The organism is Gordonia oleivorans (assembly GCF_040044975.1).
In the GTDB taxonomy this organism is placed as follows: domain Bacteria; phylum Actinomycetota; class Actinomycetes; order Mycobacteriales; family Mycobacteriaceae; genus Gordonia; species Gordonia oleivorans.
Genome location: NZ_JBDZDI010000002.1, coordinates 316,318 through 339,917 on the forward strand (window position 1 = coordinate 316,318; position 23,600 = coordinate 339,917).

The window sequence follows — 23,600 nt, forward strand, 5'->3', positions numbered from 1 at the left end:
TGGAGTCGTGAGCTACGCACAGGATGAGCGCCAAGCCCTTGTCGAGACCTTTCGTGATGTCGGTCCGGATGCCCCCACGCTGTGCGAAGGGTGGACGACCCGCGACCTCGCCGCGCACCTGGTGGTCCGGGAGAGGCGACTCGACGCCGCCCCGGGCATCTTGATCAAGGCCCTCGCCGGTCACACCGCCAAGGTGCAGGACAAGGTGGCCGCCGAGGCGGGATGGTCGAAGTTGCTCGACGACATCGCCTCCGGACCACCGATCTACTCGCCGATGAAGCCGGTCGACCGCTGGGCCAACCTCGCCGAGTACTTCATCCATCACGAGGACGTGCTGCGCGGCGCGGCCGATCCCACCAGCGACTGGCAGCCCCGACGCCTTGACCCGGGACTGGAGAAGGCCCTGCTGACACCGCTCAAGACGATGGGCAAGATGTCGGTGCGGTCCCTGCCCGCCGATGTCTCGCTCTGCCTGCCGGACGGCACCGTCGCACTGCGCGGCGGGTCGGGACCCGCGGTCACCGTGACCGGACCGGTCGGTGAACTGATCCTGTTCGCCACCGGCCGCAAGCCGGTGGCGGTGACCTTCGACGGTGATCCCGCCGCGATCGAGGCCGTGAAGGCGGGTGTGCACGGGTTCTGATGTGCCCGTGACGGGCGCCGGCCTGCTCGGTGGTCACAACTTCGACACACGCCCGTGTTGCCTGTGTTGCCCGTGTGACTGAGGTGATGGTTGCCGACTAGTCTGTCGGCATGGCTTCGAAAGCGAGCACTGGTACGCGCGCGTCCGCATCCCGTGCGTCCGGGGGGAACAAGACCGGCGCCGGCTCGACCCGATCCGGGTCGACCCGATCGGCATCGGCCGGAACCGTGCGGTCGTCATCACCGAAGCGTTCCTCGGGGGCCGCGTCACGCTCGACCGGCTCCCGTGTGCGGGGTGGTTCCGCATCGACGGCGCGTGGTCGGACGTCGGGTGGTCGTACGTCGGGTGGTCAGGGCTCCCGCGGCGGCGCGGGCGCGTCCCGTTCGCGCGCGGCCGCCTCGGCCGACATCTCCCGCCGGGGCCGGGGAGCGGGTGCCGCCGGTGCCGTCGGCAAGGGTGTCGGCAAGGGCATCGGCGCGGGTTGGTCATTGCTGGCACGTGGCGTCGGTGGCGTGGCACGCGCCGGTTCCGGTTCCGGTGGCGGTCGGCGACGTGCTGATCGGGCCTTCGACGACGCCTTCGATGTCGACCAGGACGTCGAGCAGGACCTCGACTACGGCGACTACGACGATGGCGATTACGACGATGGCGGCGACGACCGGTCGCCGAACGCACCGGAACGTGGGGGAGCGGGGCACACCCATCGCCGCGACGGCACCGCGCTGGCGATCATCGCGATCGCCGTCCTGATCGCCGCCGGTGTCTGGTTCGGCGCGGCCGGCCCGGTCGGCGCGTTCATCGACGCGTTCATCCGGGCGATCGTCGGGTTCCTCGCCGTCGTCGTCCCCGTCGCGCTCGTCGTGACCGCCGTCATCCTGATGCGTCGACCACCGAACCCGCAGCGTCGCGGCCGTTACATCGGCGCCGGACTGTTGATCGTGCTGCCGTTGCTCGGTCTGATCCATCTCGTGGCGGGCTCGCCGACCGACCTGACGGGTCGCTCGGCCGCCGCAGGATTCCTGGGATTCGCGGTCGGCACGCCCCTCACCACCGGTGTGACGGCCTGGGTGTCGGTGCCGATCCTGTTGTTGTGCATGGCCTTCGGCGTTCTGATCATCAGTGGTCGCACCGTCCGCGAGGTCACCGACGGCGTGCGTCGCTGGCTGGGCCTGAGCGCACCACTCGCCGAGGACTGGGACGACGACGCACCCTGGGATGACGAGACCGAGGGCGACCCCGACGCGCACGCCGACGATGACGACCTCGACGACGATGGCGCGCGGTACTCGTCGTCGACCGCACGCAGAGGCGGATGGTCGCCCGACCCGTACGACAACTACCCGCCCGACGCCGTCGACGAGGCACCGCGACGCTCGGCGCGCCGATCACGGCGTCCGGCGCCCGGCGCCCGGGCCGGCGATGTGTTGGCGTCGGCGCCGACCGAACCACTCGGTGATGCGGTCACCGATCCGTTCGGCGCAGAAGGGTTCGGCGCTGACATGTTCGACGAGCCGACCGAACCGCTCGACGAGCCACCCGCGGCGCCGCGCGCTCCGAGCCGGTCGTCGGCGCGGGGTGCGTCATCGCGCACGCGTGACTCCGCCGCGGCCAGGGCAGCCAAGGCCAAGGCTCCGGAGCCGGCACCCACGCCGCGTCCGGCCGATGACGCCGATGACGAGGCGTTCGCCATCGCCCCCGCCGAGGGGGACTATCGCCTGCCGCCGACGAGTCTGCTCATCGAAGGGGACCCGCCCAAGCAGGGCAGCCGATCCAACGACGACATGATCGACCGGATCTCCGGCGTGCTGGAGCAGTTCAAGATCGACGCGGCGGTCACCGGCTACACCCGCGGGCCGACCGTCACCCGCTACGAGGTGGAACTCGGTCCCGGTGTGAAGGTCGAGAAGATCACCGCGCTGCAACGCAACATCGCCTACGCGGTGGCCACCGACAACGTGCGTCTGCTCGCGCCCATCCCGGGCAAGTCCGCCGTCGGTATCGAGGTCCCCAACTCCGACCGGGAGATGGTGCGGCTGGCCGACGTGCTCGAGGCGCCGGCGACCCGCAAGGACACCCACCCCCTGGTGATCGGCCTTGGCAAGGACATCGAAGGTGACTTCGTCAGTGCGAACCTCGCGAAGATGCCGCATCTGCTGGTCGCCGGATCGACCGGCTCGGGTAAGTCCAGCTTCGTCAACTCGATGCTGGTGTCGCTGCTGACCCGGGCCACCCCCGAGCAGGTACGGATGATCCTGATCGACCCCAAGATGGTGGAACTGACTCCGTACGAAGGCATTCCGCATCTGATCACCCCCATCATCACCCAGCCGAAGAAGGCCGCGGCGGCGTTGGCGTGGCTGGTCGAGGAGATGGAACAGCGCTATCAGGACATGAAGGCGTCGCGGGTCCGTCACATCGACGACTTCAACGCGAAGGTGCGATCCGGTGAGATCACCACCCCGCTCGGTTCGGAGCGCGTGTACAAGCCGTATCCCTACATCATCGCGATCGTCGACGAGCTCGCCGACCTGATGATGACCGCCCCCCGCGACGTCGAGGACGCGATCGTGCGGATCACCCAGAAGGCGCGTGCCGCCGGCATCCACCTGGTGCTGGCGACCCAGCGTCCGTCGGTCGATGTGGTCACCGGTCTGATCAAGACGAATGTGCCGTCGCGGCTGGCGTTCGCGACGTCGTCGCTGACCGACTCCCGCGTCATCCTCGATCAGCCGGGTGCGGAGAAACTGATCGGCATGGGCGACGGACTGTTCCTGCCGATGGGCGCGAACAAGCCGATCCGCATGCAGGGTGCGTTCATCACCGACGAGGAGATCGGTGCCGTCGTCGACTACGCCAAGGAACAGGCCGACCCGGAATACACCGAGGGTGTGACCACCGCGAAGGCCGGCGACAAGAAGGACATCGACTCCGACATCGGCAACGACCTCGACGACCTGCTGCAGGCCATCGAACTGGTGGTGAGCAGTCAGTTCGGGTCGACGTCGATGCTGCAGCGCAAGCTGCGCGTCGGATTCGCCAAGGCCGGTCGCCTGATGGACCTGATGGAGACCCGTGGCGTCGTCGGTCCCAGCGAGGGCTCGAAGGCCCGCGAGGTGCTGGTGAAACCCGACGACCTGGCCGGGGTGATCGCCTCGATCACCGGTGGTGGCGACGACGGGGATGGCGAGGGGACGCCGGCCGGGTAGGGGCGGGTCAGGCCGACGGGTCGTGCTCGGCCAGCCACGTCCGGGCACGGCGTGCCGACGCTCGCGACAGCCACGCGTCGGCGATGATCTCCGACAGCTCGGTCTCACTCACCTCGCCGATCCGCGACGTGCGAAGCAGCACCGAGGGGTGCCCGTCGAAATGCGCCGTGGTGAAGAACGGTGACCGACTGTCCTGGACGAGTGCCTGCTTGTCGGCCTCCGACGGCACCCAGAGGACGACGACATCGTCGAAACGTTCACCGGTGTCGGCGTCGACGGCGTCTGGACGCGGGGTGCGGAAGAAGACGAAGCTCTTCCCGCCGACCTGGTAGACGGGTCGCTCGGGAGCCCCGCCCGCGTCGGTCACGTGGGGCATCGCACGGGCGAGGCGGTGGATGTCGTCCACGGTTGCGGGCCGATCTGGGCGCCGGGGCATGGCTTGATGGTAGGCCGCACGCCGCCGCCCGCGAGCGTCGACGAGGCCCGACAAAACGGACATGGGGTAGGGTGGTCCGCAGATCGAAGAGGGGAGTATCCCCACGCGGCGTATCCGTCAATACGGTCGCGGTAGGTCAGAGATGCCGATCATTTCTGCGACCGCGGCCCGGGTACCCGGTCGTCCACCTCGGCGGGAGAGACCTCTGGCATCGCAACCAATTCTGTGCTGCGCGCTGGAGGTAGATCGTCCCCATGGAAGTAACCACAACCATCTGGATCATCACGTGTGTGGTGATCGCCGGCCTGTTCATCTTCGACTTCTTCGCCCACGTGCGGGTACCGCACGCCCCGTCGCTCAAGGAATCCGGATTCTGGTCGGCGGTCTACATCACCATCGCCGTCATCTTCGGCCTGTTCGTGTGGTGGAAGTGGGGATCGACGTACGGCGGTGAGTATTTCGCCGGCTACGTCACCGAGAAGGCGCTCTCGGTGGACAACCTGTTCGTGTTCGTGATCATCATGAGCAAGTTCGCCGTACCCAAGGAGTATCAGCAGAAGGTCCTGCTGCTCGGCATCGTGATGGCCCTGGTGTTGCGTGGTGTGTTCATCGCCGTCGGTGCGGCCGCCATCAACGCCTACAGCTGGGTCTTCTACCTGTTCGGTGCGTTCCTGATCTTCACCGCGATCAAGCTGCTGCGCGAGAGCGACGATCCCGTCGAGCACGAGGAAGACCGCGAGTCGCGGCTGGAACGCTTCCTGAAGAAGTACCTGCGGACCAGCGACGAGTACAACGGCGACAAGCTGTTCACCCGCATCTCCGGCAAGCGGATGGCCACCCCGATGCTGATGGTGCTCATCGTCATCGGCTTCACCGACATCCTCTTCGCGCTCGACTCGATCCCGGCGATCTACGGCCTCACCCAGGAGCCCTACCTGGTGTTCACCGCCAACGCGTTTGCGTTGATGGGTCTGCGGCAGCTGTACTTCCTGCTCGGCGGACTGCTGGATCGCCTCGTCTACCTGTCGTTCGGGCTGTCGTTCATCCTCGCGTTCATCGGTGTGAAGCTGGTGCTGCACGCGCTGCACGAGAACACCTTGGGGTTCATCAACGGCGGTGAGCACGTGTCGGTCCCGGAGATCTCGACGCCGCTGTCGCTGGGGGTCATCGTGGGCACACTCGTGATCACCACGGTCGCCAGCCTGCTCAGTTCCAAGCGCAACGACGTACCCGAGATCGATTCTCCCGAAACCGATGGCGTGGAACCGTCATCGGGACGCGATCACGACGCCAGGTAGGCACGCGCCGCGGCGTCGAGGATCTCGACGGTGAGGTCGCAGGAACTGCTGTAGGTCTGGTAGGCCTCGACGAGCGTCTCCGTGCGTTCGTACCGCCGGATCCGGCCTGGTTCGAACAGGGGCTCGCCGTAGGAGATGGTTCGCCGGACGACCTTGTGATCCATCCCGACGAACACAAAACCCTTGCACCCGATCTCGCCGTCGTCTCGGAGTTCGCCGCGGAATCCGCGCACCGTGATGTCGCTGATGTTCGAGACACCGGAAGCCGGCGGCATCGGTTCGTTCATCAGGATGGCATCGACGAAGACGCCGTGATCGAGGTTGTCCACCGACTCCAGGTCCATCCGGCACGATGACCACCACTGCCCGTCGCGGATCTGGAGCCGCGGATGGCGGGGGCGCAGCAGACGTGCGGCACCACACGCGTCGATGCCGATCAACCGTGACGTCACCGGGTACGGGGACTCGGCCCGCGACCGGTGGTGTCGGGCGAGGGGTACCGACGCGCGGGCGATCTCGGTCAGTGCGTCGCAGACGCCCATGGGATCGCGGCCGCTCGGATGGGAGGCGAAGAAGAACACACCGAGGTCGCGGTCGTGATTCACCGAGATCGAGCAGTCGGAACCGCGATACAGGGCGGGACCACCGTCGATCGACGCCTCCTCGACACCGTCCATCGGCAGCGGCGTGAACGTGCCGAAGCCCAGGAGGTGAAACGGCGTGGGGGAGACCCTCAGATCCGAGATCCGCGCGGTCGCCTCGTCGAAACGCAACTCACAGTCGGTGAGTTCGCTGGTGAGGCCGACATCGTAGGGTTGCGCGCCGACGATGTCGGCGACGGCGGCGACATCGACGAATGCGCACGGGTCCAGCGCCTCGAAGTCCCGGACGTCGGCCGTCACCGCCGGATCCCGAAGGTCCAGCGGGAGTTCCGGCTCGTCGGCGGCCACCGGTGAACCGCTGATCGCCACCGCGCAACCGCCGAGCGTCACGGTCATGGCGACTGCCACGACGACGACCCAGATCCGGCGCGGTGACCCCCACATCCACATGGGTGTCGATTGTCACCGCTTCGGGCGGGCCGTCGGCGGCCCGACGGCAATCTGTGGATAACTCGAACGGGTGGGATCGCGCCTGTCAGGCGTCGAACGGACCGTAGACCTGGGTCCACTCGACGATGCGGACGCCGTCGATCGCCTGATGGGCGTTGAACGGATCGTTGGCCATGAAGGCCTCGGCGGCGTCGATCCCACCGTCGGCCTTGATCATGATCAGCGCGCCGGATCCGTCGGGATAGGGGCCGGAGATCAACACGTTGCCCGCGCCGTACTCCTCGGACAGCCACTGCCGGTGTTGTGCCCGATGCTCGTCGCGGATCGCCGCCTTCGCTGCGGTGTAGGTGTAGTGGACCGCGTAGATCGCCACGGTGGAGGTCTCCTTGGGTTCGATTGTCGTGTGTGAATTGTGTTGGGATGTCAGGGGTTCGGGGTTTGTGCGTCCGGGGTGCCGTCGAGCGAGACCAGCATCCGGGTGTTGCCCAGCGTATTCGGCTTCACGTAACTGAGGTCGAGGAATTCCGCGACACCGGTGTCATACGACCGGCACATCTCCTCGAAGACCTCGCGCGTCACCGGGGTGCCCTCGATCTCGCGAAACCCGTGGCGGCCGAAGAACTCGGTCTCGAAGGTCAGCACGAACACCCGCGACAGCTGCAGTTCGCGGGCGACGTCGAGCAGCCGCGCGACCAGGCGGTGGCCGATCCCGCGTCCGCCGCAGGTCTTGTCCACCGCGACGGTACGGATCTCACCGAGATCGGCCCACAGCACATGCAATGCGCCGCAGCCGACGACCGAGTCGTCGAGTTCGCACACCCAGAACTCCTGCACCGCCTCGTACAGCGTGACGAGGTTCTTCTCCAGCAGGATCTTGCCCGCGTACTGGTCGACGAGGGCCTTGATCCGGGGAACGTCGGAGGTACGGGCACGTCGGATGGTCACCTCGCCGGTCGTGCGGCGCGTGTCATTCGATGAGGCGAACTCCACCCCGTCCTCGCTGTGCATGCGGCCATCTTGCCCCGAGGGATGTCGGCGCGTCCTACTAGGCTCGGTTCCGCTTCGTTCACACGTAGAGGAGTCGGGGAGTGCGACGATACGAGTTCACCGGGGGAAGCTCGGAGAAGTTCTGGGAGATCGAGCAGGCCGGTACCACGGTGACCGTGCGCTACGGTCGGCTCGGCACCGCCGGCCGCGCGAGTCGATGCATCGTCGTGCGGGCGTCGTCGTTTACGACGAGAACACCATCGTCGTGTACGACGAGAACACCATTGTCGTGACCGACGAGAACGCCATTGTCCTCTCGGCGAGATGGCAGAAACTCGTGCACCCGGATCGGACCCGGGACCCGCGCAGGCGGCAACGGATCAATGCCGCAGCCGCCGACCGCTGCCGCGACCTGATCACGCGCAGTGATGAATTCATCTACGGCAGCATCATCGACGGGGGAGATCCGGAGATCGTCGACGCGGCCCACACGGGCACCTCCGCGTTGGGACACGCCGCCGTCGCGTTCGCCCTCCACGAGAATTACCGCGGACCGAAGGGTATGACGGTGCGAGAACACCACGCCGCCATCGACGGATTGCCCGACCTCTGGATGCAGACCGGAGGACTCGCGTTCGCCGGCGAGGTCGCCGCGCACATGGTCGGGCTCGGCATCGACCGGGATTGGCGCACCACCGGTCTTCGGATCCGGCGCGCCGGGCCGTCGGATCGGTGGTACCGATCCACTTCGGCGGTGGAACGACTTCGCCGATTCGCCGCCGGCGCCTCCGATCGCGCGTATGGCGAACTCGTGCGCGCTCTGGGGCCGCTCAGAGACGACCATCCCGATCGGCGGCTGTTGACCGATTACCTCGCCATGGCCGAAACGGCTTGGATCGACGAGGATTTCGCGACACTCGTGAACGTGGGCAGGGATGCGGGACTGTCCGACCTCGGTCTCACCCTGGTGCGTAACACCACGGACTTCGTGCAGGCCACCTCGCCGATGGAGTCGTTTCTTGCCGTCGGTACCACCTACCTCGTCACCGCGTTGCGGGCATGTGACCCGGACATCGACGAGCACCTCATCGGATGGCTCGACGTCGACGATCGCCTGCAGTGGTTCTTCGCCCGGGACGCATTGGCATGCGTCGGCAGCGACCGGGCATACGAGGCACTCCTGGACCGCGCGGACTCGGTGGCGTTCGAGCGGGCCCTAGCCGATGCCACCCAACGATTCCCCCGTCGCGCGATGCGGCTGCGCGCGCAACGAACGGCCCGACACCACGCGCCCGAGCCCGATCGGCTTCCAGATGACGGCACCGGATCGGGCGCGGGAACCGAAACGCCTTCCGGTGGGCCCGTATCCGACGACGCCCTCATCGGCGAACTGGAATCGGCCATGGTGTGTGGACAGGTCTGGGACGCGCCGGGGTTCACACGGCGATTCCTCGGCCGTCGCGCCGGTTCCCAGATCACTCGGGTGGTATTCGCGGCGCGCGATCGATCATCTGAATCCGTTGTATCCGAACACTTTCGGATCACCGAGGACGGGACTGCGGTCGACGCGGACGGTCGAGTCGTCGACTTCGACACCGACACGGTGATCGGTGTGGCGCACCCGATGAGAATGGGTGAGCCGGTGGTGCGACGGTGGCGCCACGTCATCGACGACCTCGGACCATCGCAGCCCTTCGAACAACTCCGGCGCTCGGTCTACCACGTCCGCGCGGACACCGCCCTCGGCACTCAGATCGACGCGGTCGCCGGAATGGTCCTGCGAGCGACGACGGGCACCGGTCTCGTCTCGCGCGGCTGGTCCCCGCACCACGAGGACCCGGGTGCTGAGCGTGCCACCCAACTGCGGCGAGCGTTTCCCGGATCGACATGGTCGATCACGGTGCGAATCCGTCCCGGAGTGCCGCGCGGCGCGGGCGCCCGCGAGGACGGCATCGGCCGGCAGACGCTGGGCGCGGCCACCCTCGTCGATGCGGCGGGGGCGCGCGTCGCGCCGGCGGGCCTCGATCCGGTGTTGTTCTCGGAGATCCTCCGCGAGCTCGACTGGTTGGCGTCGTGAACCGAGAGCGGGTGGAGGCGATCGTGGGTGTACGGCCGTCCACGGGTCCGCCGACCGGATGACGGGACGGAGTCGATACTCTGTTGATCGTGCGAATGACTGACACCCGCCCGATGGCGACGTGCCTCGATCGGCGCGTGCCGGCGGTGCCCGTCATCGCTGCCGCAGGTGTGTGCCCGTGACCGATCGGATGCGACGAGCGGTCAACGAGCGGGGATTGGCCGATGTCGGACGCGGACCCGATCACATCACCGATCCGGTGGATCCGGTGCCGGTGGTCAACATCGCCAACGCGTTGACGGTCTTCCGCATCGTCCTGGTCCCGGTCTTCGTGATCGTCCTGTTCGTCGACGGTGGCCACGACACGGCCTGGCGTATCGCCGCCGCCGTCGTGTTCGGTATCGCCGCGATCACCGACCACATCGACGGCAGGCTGGCGCGGAACCGGGGACTGGTCACCGACTTCGGCAAGCTCGCCGACCCCATCGCCGACAAGGCGTTGATCGGGGCCGCGCTGATCAGCCTGTCACTGCTGGGGGAGTTGTCGTGGTGGATCACCGCGATCATCCTGGTCCGTGAACTGGGGGTGACCGCCCTGCGGTTCTGGGTGCTGCGCCACGGGGTCATCCCGGCCAGTCGCGGCGGCAAACTCAAGACCCTCCTCCAGGCCATCGGAATCGGTCTGCTGCTGTTGCCACTGTCGGGCGCATGGCATCTGGGTGCCGTCGTCATCATGTGGGTGGCCGTCGCGAGCACGGTGGCCACCGGGGTCGATTACGTGTGGCAGGCGGTCCGGTTGCGCTCCCGGAGTACCGCGGGCAATCGTCGAGGGCCCTCTGCGTCGCGCAACCGGACGCCGATCACCGACTCGGGTGGCGACGCGAGCTGATCGGTCGGGTGGGGTCGGCATCTGTCCTCCGGTGATCTGTACAGGTGATCTGTACCGGTGATCTGTCCACCGGCGGTACGGCACGCGGGGCAGGTGTGCGGCAACCGGCGCGGAATTCGACTACTGTCGTCCACACACGTCGCCGGAAACGGCGGCGTGTGGCTTCGGGAACGGTATGCGCTCGGCAGACGTTGAGGTACCGGTCGGTCCGGTTCGATGTCCGGCCCGGCGAGTCCAGGCCGTGGTGCGCGAATCGACTCACATCGAGTCGGCGCGGACCGTATATGGACTCATCGCAGAGGAGGAGGGATACCCGATGGCAGTGCTCTTGCGGGAGGCGCTCGGCGACAGCCTGCGCCGTGTTCGCACTCAGCAGGGCCGGACGCTTCGTGAAGTGTCCACCGATGCGCGGGTGAGTCTCGGTTACCTCTCGGAGGTCGAGCGGGGACAGAAGGAAGCGTCGAGCGAATTGCTGGCCGCGATCTGCGACGCACTGGACGTGGAGATCGCCGATCTGCTGCTCGAGGTCGGGACGGCCATGCGGCCCGAATCCGCCAAGTCCACGTCTGCCGACCACGACGCCGCGATCACCCCGGCCGTCGTCATCCCTGCGCCCGAGGTGCATGCACGGGCCACCGCCCTGGCCGCCGCCTGACCGCGCGGGTCGACATCCGCATTGCCACCCGTGGTCGATCGGCCGCGGTCGCGCGTCAGACTGCCGGTGACTGTCATCCGCCTGACTGTCATCCGCCGAAGACCGTGTGTCCGTGCCGTACCGGTGAGTGAGGCGCTAGATTGGGTGGAACCCTCACGACGAAATCCGTTCTGAATGGAGTTGACGAGAAGCATGGCGAACCCGTTCGTGAAGATGTGGCGATACCTGATGGCGCTCGGCAACGCGAAGATCGACGAGAATGCCGATCCCAAGGTGCAGATCCAGCAGGCGATCGAGGATGCCCAACGGCAGCATCAGGCCCTGTCGCAGCAGGCCGCATCGGTCATCGGCAACCAGCGCCAGCTGGAGATGAAGCTCAATCGGCAACTCGAGGACGTCGAGCGGCTGCAGGCCAACACCCGTCAGGCCCTGACGCTGGCCGATCAGGCCAACGCCGCCGGTGACGCCCAGAAGGCGCAGGAGTACACCAACGCCGCCGAGGCCTTCGCGGCGCAGCTGGTGACCGCCGAGCAGAGCGTCGAGGATCTGAAATCGCTGCACGATCAGTCGTTGCAGGCCGCACAGCAGGCCAAGCAGGCCGTCGAGCGCAACGCGATGATCCTGCAGCAGAAGCTCGCCGAGCGGTCGAAGCTGCTCAGCCAGCTCGAGCAGGCCAAGATGCAGGAGCAGGTGAGCGCCTCGCTCAACCAGATGAGCGAACTGTCGGTGCCCGGCAACACGCCCAGCCTCGATCAGGTGCGCGAGAAGATCGAACGCCGCTACGCCAACGCCCTCGGTTCGGCCGAGTTGGCGAAGAATTCGGTGCAGGGCCGGATGGCCGAGGTGGAGCAGGCCGGGGTGCAGATGGCCGGCCACGCGCGCCTGGAGCAGATCCGGGCCAGCATGTCGGGTGGTTCGCTGCCGGCCGGCGGAGCCGCCGCCCCCGCCGCGCAGCCGGCTCCCGGGCGGCTGTCCAAGCCCGAGCCCCCGCAGGCGGGCAGCTGACATCATCGTCGTTCTCACGACACAACCCGCGGCCACCGGTCGCGGGTTGTGTGCGTCTATCCGGGGATCGTCGGTGATCCGGTGAGGGTGGCGATCGTCGCCGGCCCCGATGCCGGGCACGCCTTTCCCGCCTTCGCTCTTGCCGAAAGGCTTGTTGCGGAAGGTATTTCGACGACGGTGTGGACCGGGACGTCGTGGTTCGCGTTGGCGGAATCGCGGGGGATCGACATCGCCGAACTGCCGGGACTCGCGGCCACCGACGACGATGACGACACCGACGCCGGCAGGAAGCTCAGTGTCCGGGCGGCGCGGATGGCGGTGGCGCTGGCGCCGGTGCTGGCGGTGCGCGGCGTCGATCTGGTGATCTCCGATGTGATCACCGTGGCCGGGCTGTGGGCCGCCGAACTGTGCGGTATCCCGGCCGTCGAACTGTCCCCGCATCCGCTGTATCTGCCGTCGCGGGGACTCCCGCCGGTGGGTGCCGGTCTCGAACCGGGAACCGGGGTGCTCGGGCACCTGCGGGACACCGCGCTGCGGGCGGCGAGCAACACCTCGGTGCGTGCCGGTCGTCGCCAGCGGGGTGCCGCGCGCCGGTCGATCGGCCTGCCGGCCGACCCGCCGACGTACCGACCACGGCTGATCGCCACCCTGCCGGCCCTCGAGGTGCCGCGGCCGGACTGGCCGGCCGACGCCCATCTGGTGGGCCCGTTGGTGTGGGAGCCGACCACCGAGATCATCGAACCCCCGGCCGGCGACGCACCACTGATCGTCATCGCGCCCTCGACCGCACAGATCGGTGCCGACATGGTGGGCGCGACGATGGATGCACTACGCGACAGGGCCGCGCATTCTCCTGTGCGCGTGGTGATCTCGGCGCTGAAACCACCGCCGGAGGAGGTCCTGGCCGCGGTTCCCGGATTGTCGGTGCGGGCCGGCCTCGGGCGCCAGGATCGGCTGCTCGAGCATGCCGACGCGGTGGTGTGCGGCGGCGGGCACGGGATGCTCGCGAAGTCACTGTCGGCGGGTGTGCCGGTGGTGACGGTGCCCGGCGGCGGCGATCAGTGGGAGTTGGCCGCGCGGGTGACCCGGCAGGGTGGTGGGCTCGTGGTGCGCCCGGTCGACGCCGAGGCGATCGGGCGGGCCGTCGGTGCGGTGCTCGATGATCCCGCGCATCGGGAGGCCGCGGCGCGTGCGGGCGCCTCGGCCGTCGACGTCGTCGACCCCGTGCGGGTCGTGCGAGCCGTTCATCGCAGGCACCTCGCCTCGCGCCAACCGACCGAAAGGGCCGACGAATGCGACTGACCGAGTTCACCGAGCGGATCACCGAACAGTTCGGCGCGATGTCGGCGGATTCGATCATGACCGACCATGTGCTCACCGAACTGGGCGGCCGGACCGGCGCCCAGGCGATCGAGGACGGAGTGGACCCGCGCGACGTCTGGGTGGCGATCTGCCGGGATTTCGACGTACCCAGACACGTGTGGTGAGGGTTGTGTGGTGAGAGTGCTGTGCTGAGATTCCTGTGCTGATAGTGCTGTGGCGATGGTTCTGGGGCCGCTGAGGCGGCGGTGACGTGTGCCTGCGGTGATTTCCGGCGGCGCCCGCGTGTCACACTTGCCATCGAACACATGTTCTCCGAGAGTGGAGGGGTACGGAACCGAACCGGGGTGGCGAGCGTCAGAACTTTTTGTCGGACCCCATGAGTAGCGTGCGACGCGTCAGAAGTTCCGGCGGATATCCGTCGGAGACAGCCACCACCACCCACACGACAACCACAACCGCCGGAGCACTCCGGCGCACAACCGAGGAGACAAGTCCCATGGCACCAGCGGCCCCCGATCGTGACAAGGCACTCGATCTCGCCCTCGCGCAGATCGACAAGAACTTCGGCAAGGGCTCGGTCATGCGCCTTGGCGAAGAGACCCGTCAGCCCATCGAGGTGATCCCCACCGGTTCGATCGCACTCGACGTCGCTCTCGGGATCGGCGGGCTGCCACGTGGCCGCGTCGTCGAGATCTACGGCCCGGAATCCTCCGGTAAGACCACCGTCGCGTTGCATGCGGTGGCCAATGCGCAGGCGCAGGGCGGCATCGCCGCATTCATCGACGCCGAGCACGCACTCGATCCCGACTACGCCGCCAGGCTGGGCGTCGACACCGACGCGCTGCTGGTCTCCCAGCCCGACACCGGTGAGCAGGCGCTGGAGATCGCGGACATGCTGATCCGTTCCGGTGCGCTGGACATCCTGGTGATCGACTCGGTCGCCGCCCTGGTGCCCAAGGCCGAGATCGAGGGCGAGATGGGTGATTCGCATGTGGGTCTGCAGGCCCGGCTGATGAGCCAGGCGCTGCGCAAGATGACCTCGGCGCTGAGCAACTCCAACACCACCGCGATCTTCATCAACCAGCTGCGCGAGAAGATCGGTGTGATGTTCGGTTCCCCCGAGACCACCACTGGCGGAAAGGCACTGAAGTTCTATTCGTCGGTGCGACTGGACGTGCGCCGCATCGAGACCCTCAAGGACGGCACCGACGCCGTGGGCAACCGCACCCGCGTGAAGGTCGTCAAGAACAAGGTGGCACCGCCGTTCAAGCAGGCCGAGTTCGACATCCTCTACGGCAAGGGCATCAGCAAGGAGGGCTCGCTGATCGACATGGGTGTCGCCGAGGGATTCATCCGCAAGTCGGGTTCCTGGTTCACCTACGAGGGCGATCAGCTGGGTCAGGGCAAGGAGAACGCCCGCAAGTTCCTGCTCGAGAACGACGACATCCGCGACGAGATTGAGAAGAAGATCAAGGAGAAGCTCGGCATCGGCGCGGTCGTCGACGCCGACGACGTGGCCCCGGCTCCGGTCGAGTTCTGATCGGTCGGCGTGCGCGACACCACCACCGACCCCGAGGGACGCAAGCAACCCAGCGCCTGGGACGCCGCTCTGCGGCTCCTCGGGGTCCGCGCACGGTCACGCAGTGAGATGCGGGAACGCCTGTCCCGCCGGGGTTTCGAACCCGACGTCGTCGACGACGTGATGGATCGGCTGGATCGCGGCGGCCTGCTCGACGACGAGGATTTCGCCGCCGAGTGGGTGCGGTCCCGGCACGCCAACTCCGGACGGGGCCGCGTGGCGCTGCGTCATGAGCTGGTGGCCAAGGGCGTCGACGCGGACACCATCGAATCCGCACTGGCCGACATCGACCCGGACACCGAGCGGTCCGTCGCCACCGGACTCGTCGAGCGCAAGCTGACGGCGACGGTCCGCGAACAGGTCCGCGACGACCGCTCGGCACGGGACAAGCAGTTCCGCAGGTTGGTCGGGATGCTCGTGCGGCGTGGTTATCCGCAGACGTTGGCGATCGATGTCGTGGGGGAGTGTCTCGATGCGGCCGCCGCGGATGCACACCCCTGACGCGCCGGTCGCCCCGGAGACGCACTCCTGACACGTCGATGCCCTGACGATCTGCAGATCGTCAGGGCATCGACTCTCTCGGGCATCCACTCTGCAGGGCCGCGTGCCTGAGACTGCGTGCGGTCCGGCGGTCGGTTCCGGCCGCCGGGTCAGTGCTTGCCGAAGGTCGGCATGTTCTCCATCGCGGCACGGTCGGCCTCGTCGGGGTCGGGAGCCGCGGTCTTGCGTCGACCCTGCCGCAACGACTTCTCGATGAAGGTCGCCAACGACGACAGGCCGAAGTTGATGACGATCATCACGATGGCGACCACCACCAGCGCCGGGAGGTAGTTGCCGTAATACGACGCGGACTGCAGACCCGACCGCACCACCTCGACGTAACCGATGGCGTAGCCGAGCGCGGAATCCTTGAGCGCGATGACCATCTGCGAGATGAGTGCCGGCAACATGGCGGTGACCGCCTGCGGGAGCAGGATGATGCGCATGATCTGCGACTTGCGCAATCCCAACGCCTGAGCGGCCTCGGTCTGTCCCTTGGGCAGCGAATTGATCCCCGAACGCAGGATCTCGGCCATCACCGATCCGTTGTAGAGCGTCAGACCGGTGACGACCGCCGCGAACGCGAGCTGCGACGACGGGAAGATCGCATAGTCGGCGAACAGGTAGTACGAGAAGATCATCAGGATCAGCACCGGGATGGCGCGGAAGATCTCCACGAACAATCCGCTCAGGCTGCGCACCCACCAGTGGTCCGACAGTCGGCCGATTCCGAGAACCGAGCCCAGGATCATCGCGAAGATGATCGACAGGGCCGCAGCCTTCAGCGTCCCCCACAGTCCGGGGAGTATGTAGGTCGTCCAGGTGGTCCCGATGACGAAGGGATTCCACTTGTCGCCGGTGAGCTGGCCGTTGTTCGCCAGCACCACGATCACATAGGCGAGGATCGCCACGATGATCGCGACGAAGACGACGGCGATGATCGCGTTGCGGATCCGGGCCTTCGGGCCGGGAGCGTCGTAGAGGACAGTTGCGCCGCTCATCGTTTCACCGCCAGTCGATTCGCGAGGTAGCCGAAGACGGCTCCCTCCAGGAGGGTGATGATCATGAATCCGACCGCGGTGATCGCGAAGATCGCGATGATCTGATCGGAGTAGGTCTCCAGCTCTTCCTTCATCAGCAACGCGGCCTCACTGACGCCGATCACCGAGGCGATCGTGGTGTTCTTCGTCAAGGCGATCAGCACGCTGCCCAATGGTCCGATCACCGCGCGCATGGCCTGCGGCAACACGATGATCCCGAACACCTGCAGGAACGGAAGTCCCAGCGACCGTGCCGCCTCCGCCTGCCCGATCGGCACGGTGTTGAAACCCGAGCGCAGCGTCTCGCACACGAACGTCGACGTGTAGAGGATGAACGCCAGAACCGCGAGCCAGAAGTTGTTGTTCTTGACGAAGTTCTCGTTGTCCGGGGCCAGCGCCAGACCGAGGTTCTGGTAGAGCCCGATCGAGCAGAACAGGACGATCAACGTCAACGGCGTGTTGCGCACGATGTTGACGTAGGTGGCGCCGAACCACCGCATCACCGGCACCGGTGACACCCGCATCCCGGCCAGGACCACACCCAGGATCAATGAACCGAGGGCCGACCAGAACGTCAGTTGGATCGTCACCCAGAACGCGGGCCACAACTGTGGCCCCATGCTGGACCAGAGGTCACTCATGGTTCACCCCTCTCAGCTCATGCCCGCTGGGCACGGCACCGACGGTGCGTCGATGATGGTCTGGACGGCTTCGACACTCGGATCGGGCAGGAATTTGTACTTCGCCGGTTCGCGTTCGGCACGGGTGACCATCTCGTCGACGTACTCGTTGCCGATCGCGTCACGCAATGCGAGTTCCCACGCCGATTCGGTGCCGTTCGGGCCGGGCGCGAGCATCGCGTCGAGCGCCTGGTTCACCGCGACCACCGCGTCGGGGAACTGTTGGGCCATGCCGATGCCATACCGCTCGGTGGAGAACGGGGCGCCGGCGGTCTTGAGGACCTTCTTGCCGCTGCTGGTGACGCAGGCGTCGGCCGGGTAGGTCATCCCGACGATCTTGAACTCGTCCGGGAAGAAGTTCGCGTAGCCGGCGAGGATGACCTCGTCGGTGGTCAGCGCGTCGACCTTGGAGCGGCGCAACGCCTCCACACAGGAGGAATACGAGTCGTACTCCTGCAGCTGTACCGACGGCAACTGCGCCTTGACGTTTTGTGCCGACGTCGAGCCGGTCACCGAACACAGCTTCTTGCCCTTGTTCAGATCGGTCAGCGACGTGATCGAATCGTCGTCGTCGCGTACCAGCAGACCCTGGTAATTGATCAGATACGGCCCGGCGAAGTCGACCTTCTTGGCACGTGCGCCGGTGATCGAGTAGGTGGCGGCGATCATGTCGACCTCACCGTTGTTGATCAACGTCTCACGCTGCGCCGACGGTGTCTCGCGCCAGGTGATCTCGGGATGCGGCACGCCCAGGGAGTCGGCGATGTGGTTGACCACGTACGTCGACACCGACGGATCGAATCCGGTGACGGTCTTGTCGGGGTTGCGGATGCCCAGTCCGGGCTGGTCGAACTTGGTTCCCAGCACCACCTTGCCGGCGCGGATCGAATCCAGCAGGTTGCGGGGTTCGGTGCTGCCGCATGCGGTCAGCGTCGCGGCGAGGACGGCCGCGATCGTCGCGATCACGCCGAGCGCCAGCATCCGGGGCAGTCGGGTCCGGGGTGTTCGGCTATGAGTTTGTGTCGTCTGTCGTGTCGACGAAGGTGTCATGTCAGTGGCCCAGAATCTTGCCGAGGAAGTCCTTCGCCCGGTCGGATTGGGGATTGTCGAAGAAGGAATCCGGATCGGTGTCCTCGACGACGGCACCGTCGGCCATGAAGATCACCCGATCGGCCGCCTTGCGGGCGAAGCCCATCTCGTGGGTCACCACCAGCATGGTCATGCCCTCCTTGGCCAGCGAGACCATCACGTCGAGGACCTCGTTGACCATCTCGGGATCGAGCGCCGAGGTGGGCTCGTCGAAGAGCATGATCCGCGGTTCCATCGCCAGCGAACGGGCGATGGCGACGCGCTGTTGCTGCCCGCCGGAGAGCTGCGCGGGATACTTGTCCTTCTGGCTGGCGATGCCGACGCGGTCGAGGAGTTCCAGCGCGCGTTTGGTGGCGTCGGCCTTGCTCTGCTTGCGCACCTTGATCGGTGCGAGAGTGACGTTCTGCAGAATCGTCTTGTGCGCGAACAGGTTGAACGACTGGAAGACCATCCCGACGTCGGCGCGCAGGCGCGCCAGGTCCTTGCCCTCGGCCGGGAGTAGCTCGCCGGAGATGCGGATCTCACCGTCGTCGATGGGTTCGAGCCGGTTGATGGTGCGGCACAGGGTGGATTTACCCGAACCCGAGGGCCCGAGAACCACCACCACCTGTCCACGGGGGACCTCGAGGTTGATCTCCTTGAGGACGTGGAGTTCGCCGTAGTGCTTGTTGACGGCCGTCATCGAGATCATCGGAGGCGACTCGGATGCGGTAGACGGACCGGGTGCCTGGACGGGGGATTCGGTCATACGTGCCAAGCCTAATCACGGTCGGCGGTATCGGCGCGGCAAATGGGACATGCCCGGCGCGCCGCGAGCCGGCCGGCGCCGCGCGACCAGGCGATTTGCGCTCACACCGTACTCTGGATCCAGTGAGTATCGACCTGTCCGAGCCCGTGGCACCCACCCCGACATCGACCGCTGCGCCGTGGGCGCCGGCCGTCGCGGATGCCGATGCGGTGACCGCGCCCGTCGACACGTCCGTCGACGCGCTGGCCGATTCGCCTCGATATCAGGTCCGCACCTACGGCTGCCAGATGAATGTGCATGACTCGGAACGGATTTCGGGACTGCTCGAACAGGCCGGTTACGTGCGGGGCGCCGACGACGACGAGATCGACCTCGTCGTGTTCAACACGTGTGCGATCCGGGAGAACGCCGACAACAAGCTCTACGGCAACCTGTCGCACCTGGCGCCGGTGAAGGCGTCGCGGCCCGGGATGCAGATCGCGGTCGGCGGGTGTCTGGCGCAGAAGGACAAGGACACCGTGCTGCGGCGCGCGCCGTGGGTGGACGTGGTCTTCGGCACCCACAACATCGGCTCGTTGCCGGTGTTGCTGGACCGGGCCCGGCACAACGAGCAGGCGCAGGTCGAGATCCGGGATTCGCTCGAGGCCTTCCCGTCCACGCTGCCCGCCAAGCGGGAATCGGCCTATGCGGGCTGGGTGTCGGTGTCGGTCGGCTGCAACAACACGTGCACGTTCTGCATCGTGCCGTCGCTGCGCGGCAAAGAGGTCGACCGGCGACCCGGCGACGTCCTCGCCGAGGTGCAGACCCTGGTCGACGCCGGTGTGCTCGAGGTGACACTGCTCGGGCAGAACGTCAACGCCTACGGCATGTCGTTCGCCGATCCGGATCAGCCCCGCAACCGTGGTGCCTTCGCGGAGTTGCTGCGCGCCTGCGGCGACATCGACGGACTCGAGCGCGTCCGGTTCACCTCGCCGCACCCCGCCGAATTCACCGACGACGTGATCGAGGCGATGGCGCAGACCCCCAATGTCTGTCCGCAGCTGCACATGCCGTTGCAGTCGGGTTCGGATCGGATTCTCAAGGCGATGCGGCGCAGCTATCGGCGCACCAGGTTCCTGGGCATCCTCGACAAGGTCCGCGACGCCATGCCGCACGCGGCGATCACCACCGACATCATCGTCGGATTCCCCGGCGAGACCGAGGAGGATTTCGCGCAGACCCTCGAGGTCGTCGAGCAGGCACGCTTCTCGAGCGCGTTCACCTTCCAGTACTCACCGCGGCCGGGCACCCCGGCCGCCACGATGGACGATCAGGTGCCGCCCGAGGTGGTCAAGGACCGCTACCAGCGACTGATCGACCTGCAGGAACGGATCTGTCTGTCGGAGAATCGCGCCATCGTCGGACGCGACGTGGAGTTGCTGGTCGTCGCCGACGAGGGACGAAAGAGTGCCCATGCGCACCGGATGACCGGTCGTGCCCGGGACGGGCGACTGGTGCACTTCGCTCCCGGCGATCGGGGTGCGGCGATCCGCCCCGGTGACGTGGTGACCACGGTGGTGACCGACGCGGCGCCGCATCACCTGATCGCCGACGCAGGCATCGGTTCGCACCGACGGACGCGGGCCGGAGATGCCCACGAGCAGGCCCTGACGCCGACGACACCGCCGGTGGGAGTCGGCCTCGGAATGCCGGGGGTCGGTCCGAGCGCTCCGGTCGCCTCCGGTGGTGGCTGTGAGTCCGGTGCCTGCGGGGCTCCGGCCACCCGATGAGCGGCCAACAGGACCGGGATACACCGAAGATCGAGGAAGCAGTGAACGAGCAGGACGACAACGCCGGCCCAGAGCCCGAACCGTCAGCTCGCCGCAATCCGGCGAAGCGTGATCCGATCGACGACGGCTTCGCCGGGTACGAGGACGATTTGCGCAAGGCCGAGCGCAAGGTGGCCGGCGAGATCGATCCGGGTGCCCGCGCCGTCGTCGTCGCCGTCGCCGTGTTGGTCGCGATGGTGTCGCTGGTGCTTCCGCACACCGGTGCGGCGAGCGGCATCGACGTGTTGACCGTGTCGCCGGACGCGGTCACCGAACGGGTGGCCATCACCTCGAAGGTGTTCGTCTGGCTGTTGCTGGTGTTCGGCATCGGGGCGTCGATGCTCGCGCTGCTCACGCGTCGCTGGATCATCGCCTGGATCGCCCTGTGCGGGTGCGCGGTCTCGTGCGTCGCCGGCATGCTGGCCTGGTGGACCCGCAACACGCCGGGCGTCGGCGGAGTGGAACCGCCGCACGGTGTCGGTATCGGCCTGATCCTCGGCTGGATCGCCGCGTTGGTCCTGACCTTCCACTGGGCGCGGGTGGTGTGGGCCCGCAGCACGTACCACCTCGCGCTGGAAGAGGAACGCCGCCGGGAGTCCGCCGCGCGGGAGGACGCCGCGCGTCGTCTCACCGGCCGCACCATCACCCGGCCGAGTGACATCCCGCGAGAAGACGGAACGCCGGGAACCTCGTAACCCGCCGCACGCTCAACGGGAAAGCCCGCCCACTCAACGGGAAAGTGCGCCCACTCAACGGGAAAGTGCGCCCACTCGACGGGAAAGTGCGCCCACTCGACGGGAAAGTGCGCCCACTCGACGGGAAAGTGCGCCCACTCGACGGGAAAGTGCGCCCACTCGACGGGAAAGTGCGCCCACTCGACGGGAAAGTGCGCCCACTCGACGGGGGCGGGTCAGCGATCCTCGATGGCGCTCTGGGCCGCGGTCGCCCACTCGCGCCACTGCGCCGCCTGATCGCGCAGCTTCGCGGCGTCCTTGGCCTTGCCGCGTTCCTCGGCCTTGCGGGCCTGCTCCTCGTACTGCGCGGCGCGTTCGGCGAACTGCGCGGCGCGTGCCTGCGCCTCCGGGTCGGTGCGCTGCCACTGGGCGTCCTCGGCGTCGCGAATCCGCTTCTCGAGCGCGCGTGCGCGGCTTTCCAGCGAATGCATCTGCTCGCGGGGTACCTTGCCGATCTCGTCCCACTTGTCGCGGAACGCGCGGAACTCCTTGCGTGCGCCGTCGAGGTCGGCGGCCGGGTCGATGCTCTTCTCGGCCTGCGCGAGGAGATCGAGTTTGGCCTGTCCGTTGGCGCTGAACTCGGCGTCGCGTTCGGAGGCGACCGCATTGCGTGCGGCGAAGAAGACGTCCTGGGCGGCCTTGAACCGCTGCCACAGTGCCTCGTCGGCGTCCCGGGGAGCGCGTCCGGCGGCCTTCCACTCGGTCAGCAGGTCACGGAACTTTGCCGCGGTGGTGCCCCAGTCGGTGGAGCCGGACAGTTCCTCGGCCTGCGCGATCAACTCCTCCTTGCGCACCTTGGCGCCGGCGCGAACCCGGTCGAGTTCGGCGAAATGTGCGCCGCGCCGACGGTTGAACGCGTCGCGTGCCTTTGCGTACCGCTTCCACAGCACGTCGTCGGTCTTGCGGTCGATGCCCTTGATCGACTTCCACTCGTCGAGGATGGCGCGCAGCCGATCCCCGGACGACTTCCACTGGGTGGATTCGGCGCCGATGGTCTCCGCCTCCGCGGCCAACTCCTCCTTGCGGGCGATCGCGGCCGCGCGGGTGGCCTCTCGCTCCGCCTTGAGGGAGTCGGCGACCTCGTCGGCGGCCCCGACGATCACCGACAGGCGCTTCTCGAGGGCGTCGACGTCGCCGATGACCGCGGCGTCGGGTAGCGAGTCGAGCAGGTGACGGGCCGCGGTCTGTGCCTTGCGTGGATCCCCGGATCGCGCGGCCAGGCGTTCCTCGAGGATTTCCACCTCGGTGGCCAGATCGTCGAAGCGCCGGCTGAAGTGATTGAGACCGTCCTCGACGGAACCGGCCTGCCAGGAGCCGATCTGGCGTTCCCCGGATGCGGTGGTGAGCCAGACGACGCCGTCGGCGTCGATCCGACCGAATCGGTGCGGGTCGGTGTGCGGGACGTGGGTGGGTGTCACCACCGGGGTCACCGCGGACGCGGCGGGCGGGGTCGGGCGGGGCCGCGGTCCGGGCTTGGGCCCGGGTCGGGGTCCGGGCTTCGGGACGGGCGTGGAAGCCCCGCCGATATCGGTTGCGCCGATATCGGTTCCGGGACCGGGCTCGCCGGTGTTGTCTCCGGTGCCGTCTCCGTTGCTGTCGTGTTCTCCGCTCATGTGCAGATGCCCCTTCTGCGCTTCATGGTGCCGCGCGACACGGCTGCCAGGTCACTGATCCATCCCGGACGGACCACCGGCCGCCGGGCTGTTCCCCATTCAAGCAGCTCAGGCTCCGTCGCGTGCGCGCTGCGCGACAATGATCCGCGCGCGTCGCGTCGTCGATCTCCCCGGGGCACCGGCTTGCGGACCGGGCAT

At 67.4% G+C, this 23,600-nt stretch carries 23 protein-coding genes; 14 read left to right on the top strand and 9 right to left on the bottom strand.

Annotated features, from left to right (window positions below; genetic code table 11):
- Window positions 1-7 precede the first annotated feature (7 nt).
- Window positions 8-643, top strand: coding sequence for a TIGR03085 family metal-binding protein (locus ABLE92_RS04870; RefSeq protein WP_348803533.1), 636 nt, complete (start codon window positions 8-10; stop codon window positions 641-643).
- A gap of 110 nt (window positions 644-753) precedes the next feature.
- The gene (locus ABLE92_RS04875) at window positions 754-3,849 is read left to right on the top strand and encodes a DNA translocase FtsK (RefSeq protein WP_348803534.1); all 3,096 of its coding nucleotides are present in this window, start codon (window positions 754-756) and stop codon (window positions 3,847-3,849) included.
- A 7-nt stretch (window positions 3,850-3,856) separates the two neighbouring features.
- Here ABLE92_RS04875 and ABLE92_RS04880 read toward each other — a convergent pair whose 3' ends face one another.
- Window positions 3,857-4,285 (bottom strand): MmcQ/YjbR family DNA-binding protein, encoded by a 429-nt coding sequence (locus ABLE92_RS04880; RefSeq protein ID WP_348803536.1) that lies wholly within the window; start codon window positions 4,283-4,285, stop codon window positions 3,857-3,859.
- Between the two features lie 254 nt (window positions 4,286-4,539).
- Between ABLE92_RS04880 and ABLE92_RS04885 the strand changes: the two genes are divergently transcribed.
- On the top strand, window positions 4,540-5,583 hold the full coding sequence (locus ABLE92_RS04885) for a TerC family protein (protein WP_348803537.1): 1,044 nt from the start codon (window positions 4,540-4,542) through the stop codon (window positions 5,581-5,583).
- Here ABLE92_RS04885 and ABLE92_RS04890 read toward each other — a convergent pair.
- The 3 genes from ABLE92_RS04890 to ABLE92_RS04900 all read right to left on the bottom strand — a co-directional run bounded on the left by ABLE92_RS04890 (window position 5,568) and on the right by ABLE92_RS04900 (window position 7,643).
- Window positions 5,568-6,593 (bottom strand): DUF3558 domain-containing protein, encoded by a 1,026-nt coding sequence (locus tag ABLE92_RS04890; RefSeq protein WP_348803538.1) that lies wholly within the window; start codon window positions 6,591-6,593, stop codon window positions 5,568-5,570. The genes ABLE92_RS04885 and ABLE92_RS04890 overlap by 16 nt on opposite strands.
- Window positions 6,594-6,720: 127 nt before the next feature.
- Window positions 6,721-7,008 (bottom strand): YciI family protein, encoded by a 288-nt coding sequence (locus ABLE92_RS04895; RefSeq protein ID WP_348803539.1) that lies wholly within the window; start codon window positions 7,006-7,008, stop codon window positions 6,721-6,723.
- Window positions 7,009-7,058: 50 nt separating this feature from the next.
- Window positions 7,059-7,643: an amino-acid N-acetyltransferase gene (locus ABLE92_RS04900; RefSeq protein ID WP_348803540.1), complete on the bottom strand. Its 585-nt coding sequence runs from the start codon at window positions 7,641-7,643 to the stop codon at window positions 7,059-7,061.
- An 80-nt stretch (window positions 7,644-7,723) separates the two neighbouring features.
- Between ABLE92_RS04900 and ABLE92_RS26110 the strand changes: the two genes are divergently transcribed.
- From ABLE92_RS26110 to ABLE92_RS04940, 9 genes are all read left to right on the top strand, one after another.
- The gene (locus ABLE92_RS26110) at window positions 7,724-7,915 is read left to right on the top strand and encodes a WGR domain-containing protein (protein ID WP_425476140.1); all 192 of its coding nucleotides are present in this window, start codon (window positions 7,724-7,726) and stop codon (window positions 7,913-7,915) included.
- Window positions 7,840-9,699, top strand: coding sequence for a DUF4132 domain-containing protein (locus ABLE92_RS04905; protein ID WP_348803541.1), 1,860 nt, complete (start codon window positions 7,840-7,842; stop codon window positions 9,697-9,699). The genes ABLE92_RS26110 and ABLE92_RS04905 overlap by 76 nt, the downstream gene beginning before the upstream one ends.
- Before the next feature lie 178 nt (window positions 9,700-9,877).
- Complete coding sequence (gene pgsA / locus ABLE92_RS04910) at window positions 9,878-10,588, top strand: CDP-diacylglycerol--glycerol-3-phosphate 3-phosphatidyltransferase (RefSeq protein ID WP_348803542.1); 711 nt, start codon at window positions 9,878-9,880, stop codon at window positions 10,586-10,588.
- A gap of 316 nt (window positions 10,589-10,904) precedes the next feature.
- Entirely contained in the window at window positions 10,905-11,243 is a 339-nt protein-coding gene (locus ABLE92_RS04915; RefSeq protein ID WP_348803543.1) for a helix-turn-helix domain-containing protein, read from the top strand.
- Between the two features lie 192 nt (window positions 11,244-11,435).
- Complete coding sequence (locus ABLE92_RS04920; protein ID WP_348803544.1) at window positions 11,436-12,248, top strand: PspA/IM30 family protein; 813 nt, start codon at window positions 11,436-11,438, stop codon at window positions 12,246-12,248.
- Between the two features lie 81 nt (window positions 12,249-12,329).
- Complete coding sequence (locus tag ABLE92_RS04925; RefSeq protein WP_348803545.1) at window positions 12,330-13,550, top strand: glycosyltransferase; 1,221 nt, start codon at window positions 12,330-12,332, stop codon at window positions 13,548-13,550.
- Window positions 13,541-13,735, top strand: a complete 195-nt coding sequence (locus ABLE92_RS04930) for a DUF3046 domain-containing protein (RefSeq protein WP_348803546.1) — start codon at window positions 13,541-13,543, stop codon at window positions 13,733-13,735. The genes ABLE92_RS04925 and ABLE92_RS04930 overlap by 10 nt, the downstream gene beginning before the upstream one ends.
- A gap of 332 nt (window positions 13,736-14,067) precedes the next feature.
- Entirely contained in the window at window positions 14,068-15,111 is a 1,044-nt protein-coding gene (recA, locus tag ABLE92_RS04935; protein ID WP_348803547.1) for a recombinase RecA, read from the top strand.
- Window positions 15,112-15,219: 108 nt separating this feature from the next.
- The gene (locus ABLE92_RS04940; protein ID WP_348803912.1) at window positions 15,220-15,651 is read left to right on the top strand and encodes a regulatory protein RecX; all 432 of its coding nucleotides are present in this window, start codon (window positions 15,220-15,222) and stop codon (window positions 15,649-15,651) included.
- 149 nt (window positions 15,652-15,800) lie between these two features.
- On the opposite strand, the gene ABLE92_RS04945 is transcribed toward ABLE92_RS04940, so the two are convergent.
- The 4 genes from ABLE92_RS04945 to ABLE92_RS04960 all read right to left on the bottom strand — a co-directional run bounded on the left by ABLE92_RS04945 (window position 15,801) and on the right by ABLE92_RS04960 (window position 19,190).
- Window positions 15,801-16,691, bottom strand: coding sequence for an amino acid ABC transporter permease (locus ABLE92_RS04945; protein ID WP_348803548.1), 891 nt, complete (start codon window positions 16,689-16,691; stop codon window positions 15,801-15,803).
- Entirely contained in the window at window positions 16,688-17,371 is a 684-nt protein-coding gene (locus ABLE92_RS04950; RefSeq protein ID WP_348803550.1) for an amino acid ABC transporter permease, read from the bottom strand. Before ABLE92_RS04950 ends, ABLE92_RS04945 begins: the two co-directional genes overlap by 4 nt.
- Before the next feature lie 12 nt (window positions 17,372-17,383).
- Window positions 17,384-18,391 (bottom strand): glutamate ABC transporter substrate-binding protein, encoded by a 1,008-nt coding sequence (locus ABLE92_RS04955; RefSeq protein ID WP_348803552.1) that lies wholly within the window; start codon window positions 18,389-18,391, stop codon window positions 17,384-17,386.
- A gap of 70 nt (window positions 18,392-18,461) precedes the next feature.
- A complete protein-coding gene (locus tag ABLE92_RS04960; protein ID WP_348803913.1) occupies window positions 18,462-19,190 on the bottom strand; it encodes an amino acid ABC transporter ATP-binding protein in 729 nt (242 codons plus the stop codon).
- A 266-nt stretch (window positions 19,191-19,456) separates the two neighbouring features.
- Here ABLE92_RS04960 and miaB point away from each other — a divergent pair, with 266 nt between their 5' ends.
- Together miaB and ABLE92_RS04970 are read left to right on the top strand one after the other, a co-directional pair.
- Entirely contained in the window at window positions 19,457-21,016 is a 1,560-nt protein-coding gene (gene miaB, locus ABLE92_RS04965) for a tRNA (N6-isopentenyl adenosine(37)-C2)-methylthiotransferase MiaB (protein ID WP_348803914.1), read from the top strand.
- 41 nt (window positions 21,017-21,057) lie between these two features.
- The gene (locus ABLE92_RS04970; RefSeq protein ID WP_496560767.1) at window positions 21,058-21,750 is read left to right on the top strand and encodes an Rv2732c family membrane protein; all 693 of its coding nucleotides are present in this window, start codon (window positions 21,058-21,060) and stop codon (window positions 21,748-21,750) included.
- Between the two features lie 215 nt (window positions 21,751-21,965).
- Here the strand turns inward: ABLE92_RS04970 and ABLE92_RS04975 are convergent, their stop codons facing one another.
- The gene (locus ABLE92_RS04975) at window positions 21,966-23,402 is read right to left on the bottom strand and encodes a DUF349 domain-containing protein (RefSeq protein WP_348803553.1); all 1,437 of its coding nucleotides are present in this window, start codon (window positions 23,400-23,402) and stop codon (window positions 21,966-21,968) included.
- Window positions 23,403-23,600: the final 198 nt, after the last annotated feature.

Bases quoted from the DNA above. Each gene is read 5' to 3' on its own strand.
- ABLE92_RS04875 (WP_348803534.1), top strand. From the start codon at position 754: ATGGCTTCGAAAGCGAGCACTGGTACGCGCGCGTCCGCATCCCGTGCG.
- ABLE92_RS04880 (WP_348803536.1), bottom strand. From the start codon at position 4,285: ATGCCCCGGCGCCCAGATCGGCCCGCAACCGTGGACGACATCCACCGC.
- ABLE92_RS04885 (WP_348803537.1), top strand. From the start codon at position 4,540: ATGGAAGTAACCACAACCATCTGGATCATCACGTGTGTGGTGATCGCC.
- ABLE92_RS04900 (WP_348803540.1), bottom strand. From the start codon at position 7,643: ATGCACAGCGAGGACGGGGTGGAGTTCGCCTCATCGAATGACACGCGC.
- ABLE92_RS04905 (WP_348803541.1), top strand. From the start codon at position 7,840: ATGCATCGTCGTGCGGGCGTCGTCGTTTACGACGAGAACACCATCGTC.
- ABLE92_RS04915 (WP_348803543.1), top strand. From the start codon at position 10,905: ATGGCAGTGCTCTTGCGGGAGGCGCTCGGCGACAGCCTGCGCCGTGTT.
- ABLE92_RS04920 (WP_348803544.1), top strand. From the start codon at position 11,436: ATGGCGAACCCGTTCGTGAAGATGTGGCGATACCTGATGGCGCTCGGC.
- ABLE92_RS04930 (WP_348803546.1), top strand. From the start codon at position 13,541: ATGCGACTGACCGAGTTCACCGAGCGGATCACCGAACAGTTCGGCGCG.
- recA (WP_348803547.1), top strand. From the start codon at position 14,068: ATGGCACCAGCGGCCCCCGATCGTGACAAGGCACTCGATCTCGCCCTC.
- ABLE92_RS04940 (WP_348803912.1), top strand. From the start codon at position 15,220: ATGCGGGAACGCCTGTCCCGCCGGGGTTTCGAACCCGACGTCGTCGAC.
- ABLE92_RS04945 (WP_348803548.1), bottom strand. From the start codon at position 16,691: ATGAGCGGCGCAACTGTCCTCTACGACGCTCCCGGCCCGAAGGCCCGG.
- ABLE92_RS04950 (WP_348803550.1), bottom strand. From the start codon at position 17,371: ATGAGTGACCTCTGGTCCAGCATGGGGCCACAGTTGTGGCCCGCGTTC.
- ABLE92_RS04955 (WP_348803552.1), bottom strand. From the start codon at position 18,391: ATGCTGGCGCTCGGCGTGATCGCGACGATCGCGGCCGTCCTCGCCGCG.
- ABLE92_RS04960 (WP_348803913.1), bottom strand. From the start codon at position 19,190: ATGATCTCGATGACGGCCGTCAACAAGCACTACGGCGAACTCCACGTC.
- ABLE92_RS04975 (WP_348803553.1), bottom strand. From the start codon at position 23,402: ATGAGCGGAGAACACGACAGCAACGGAGACGGCACCGGAGACAACACC.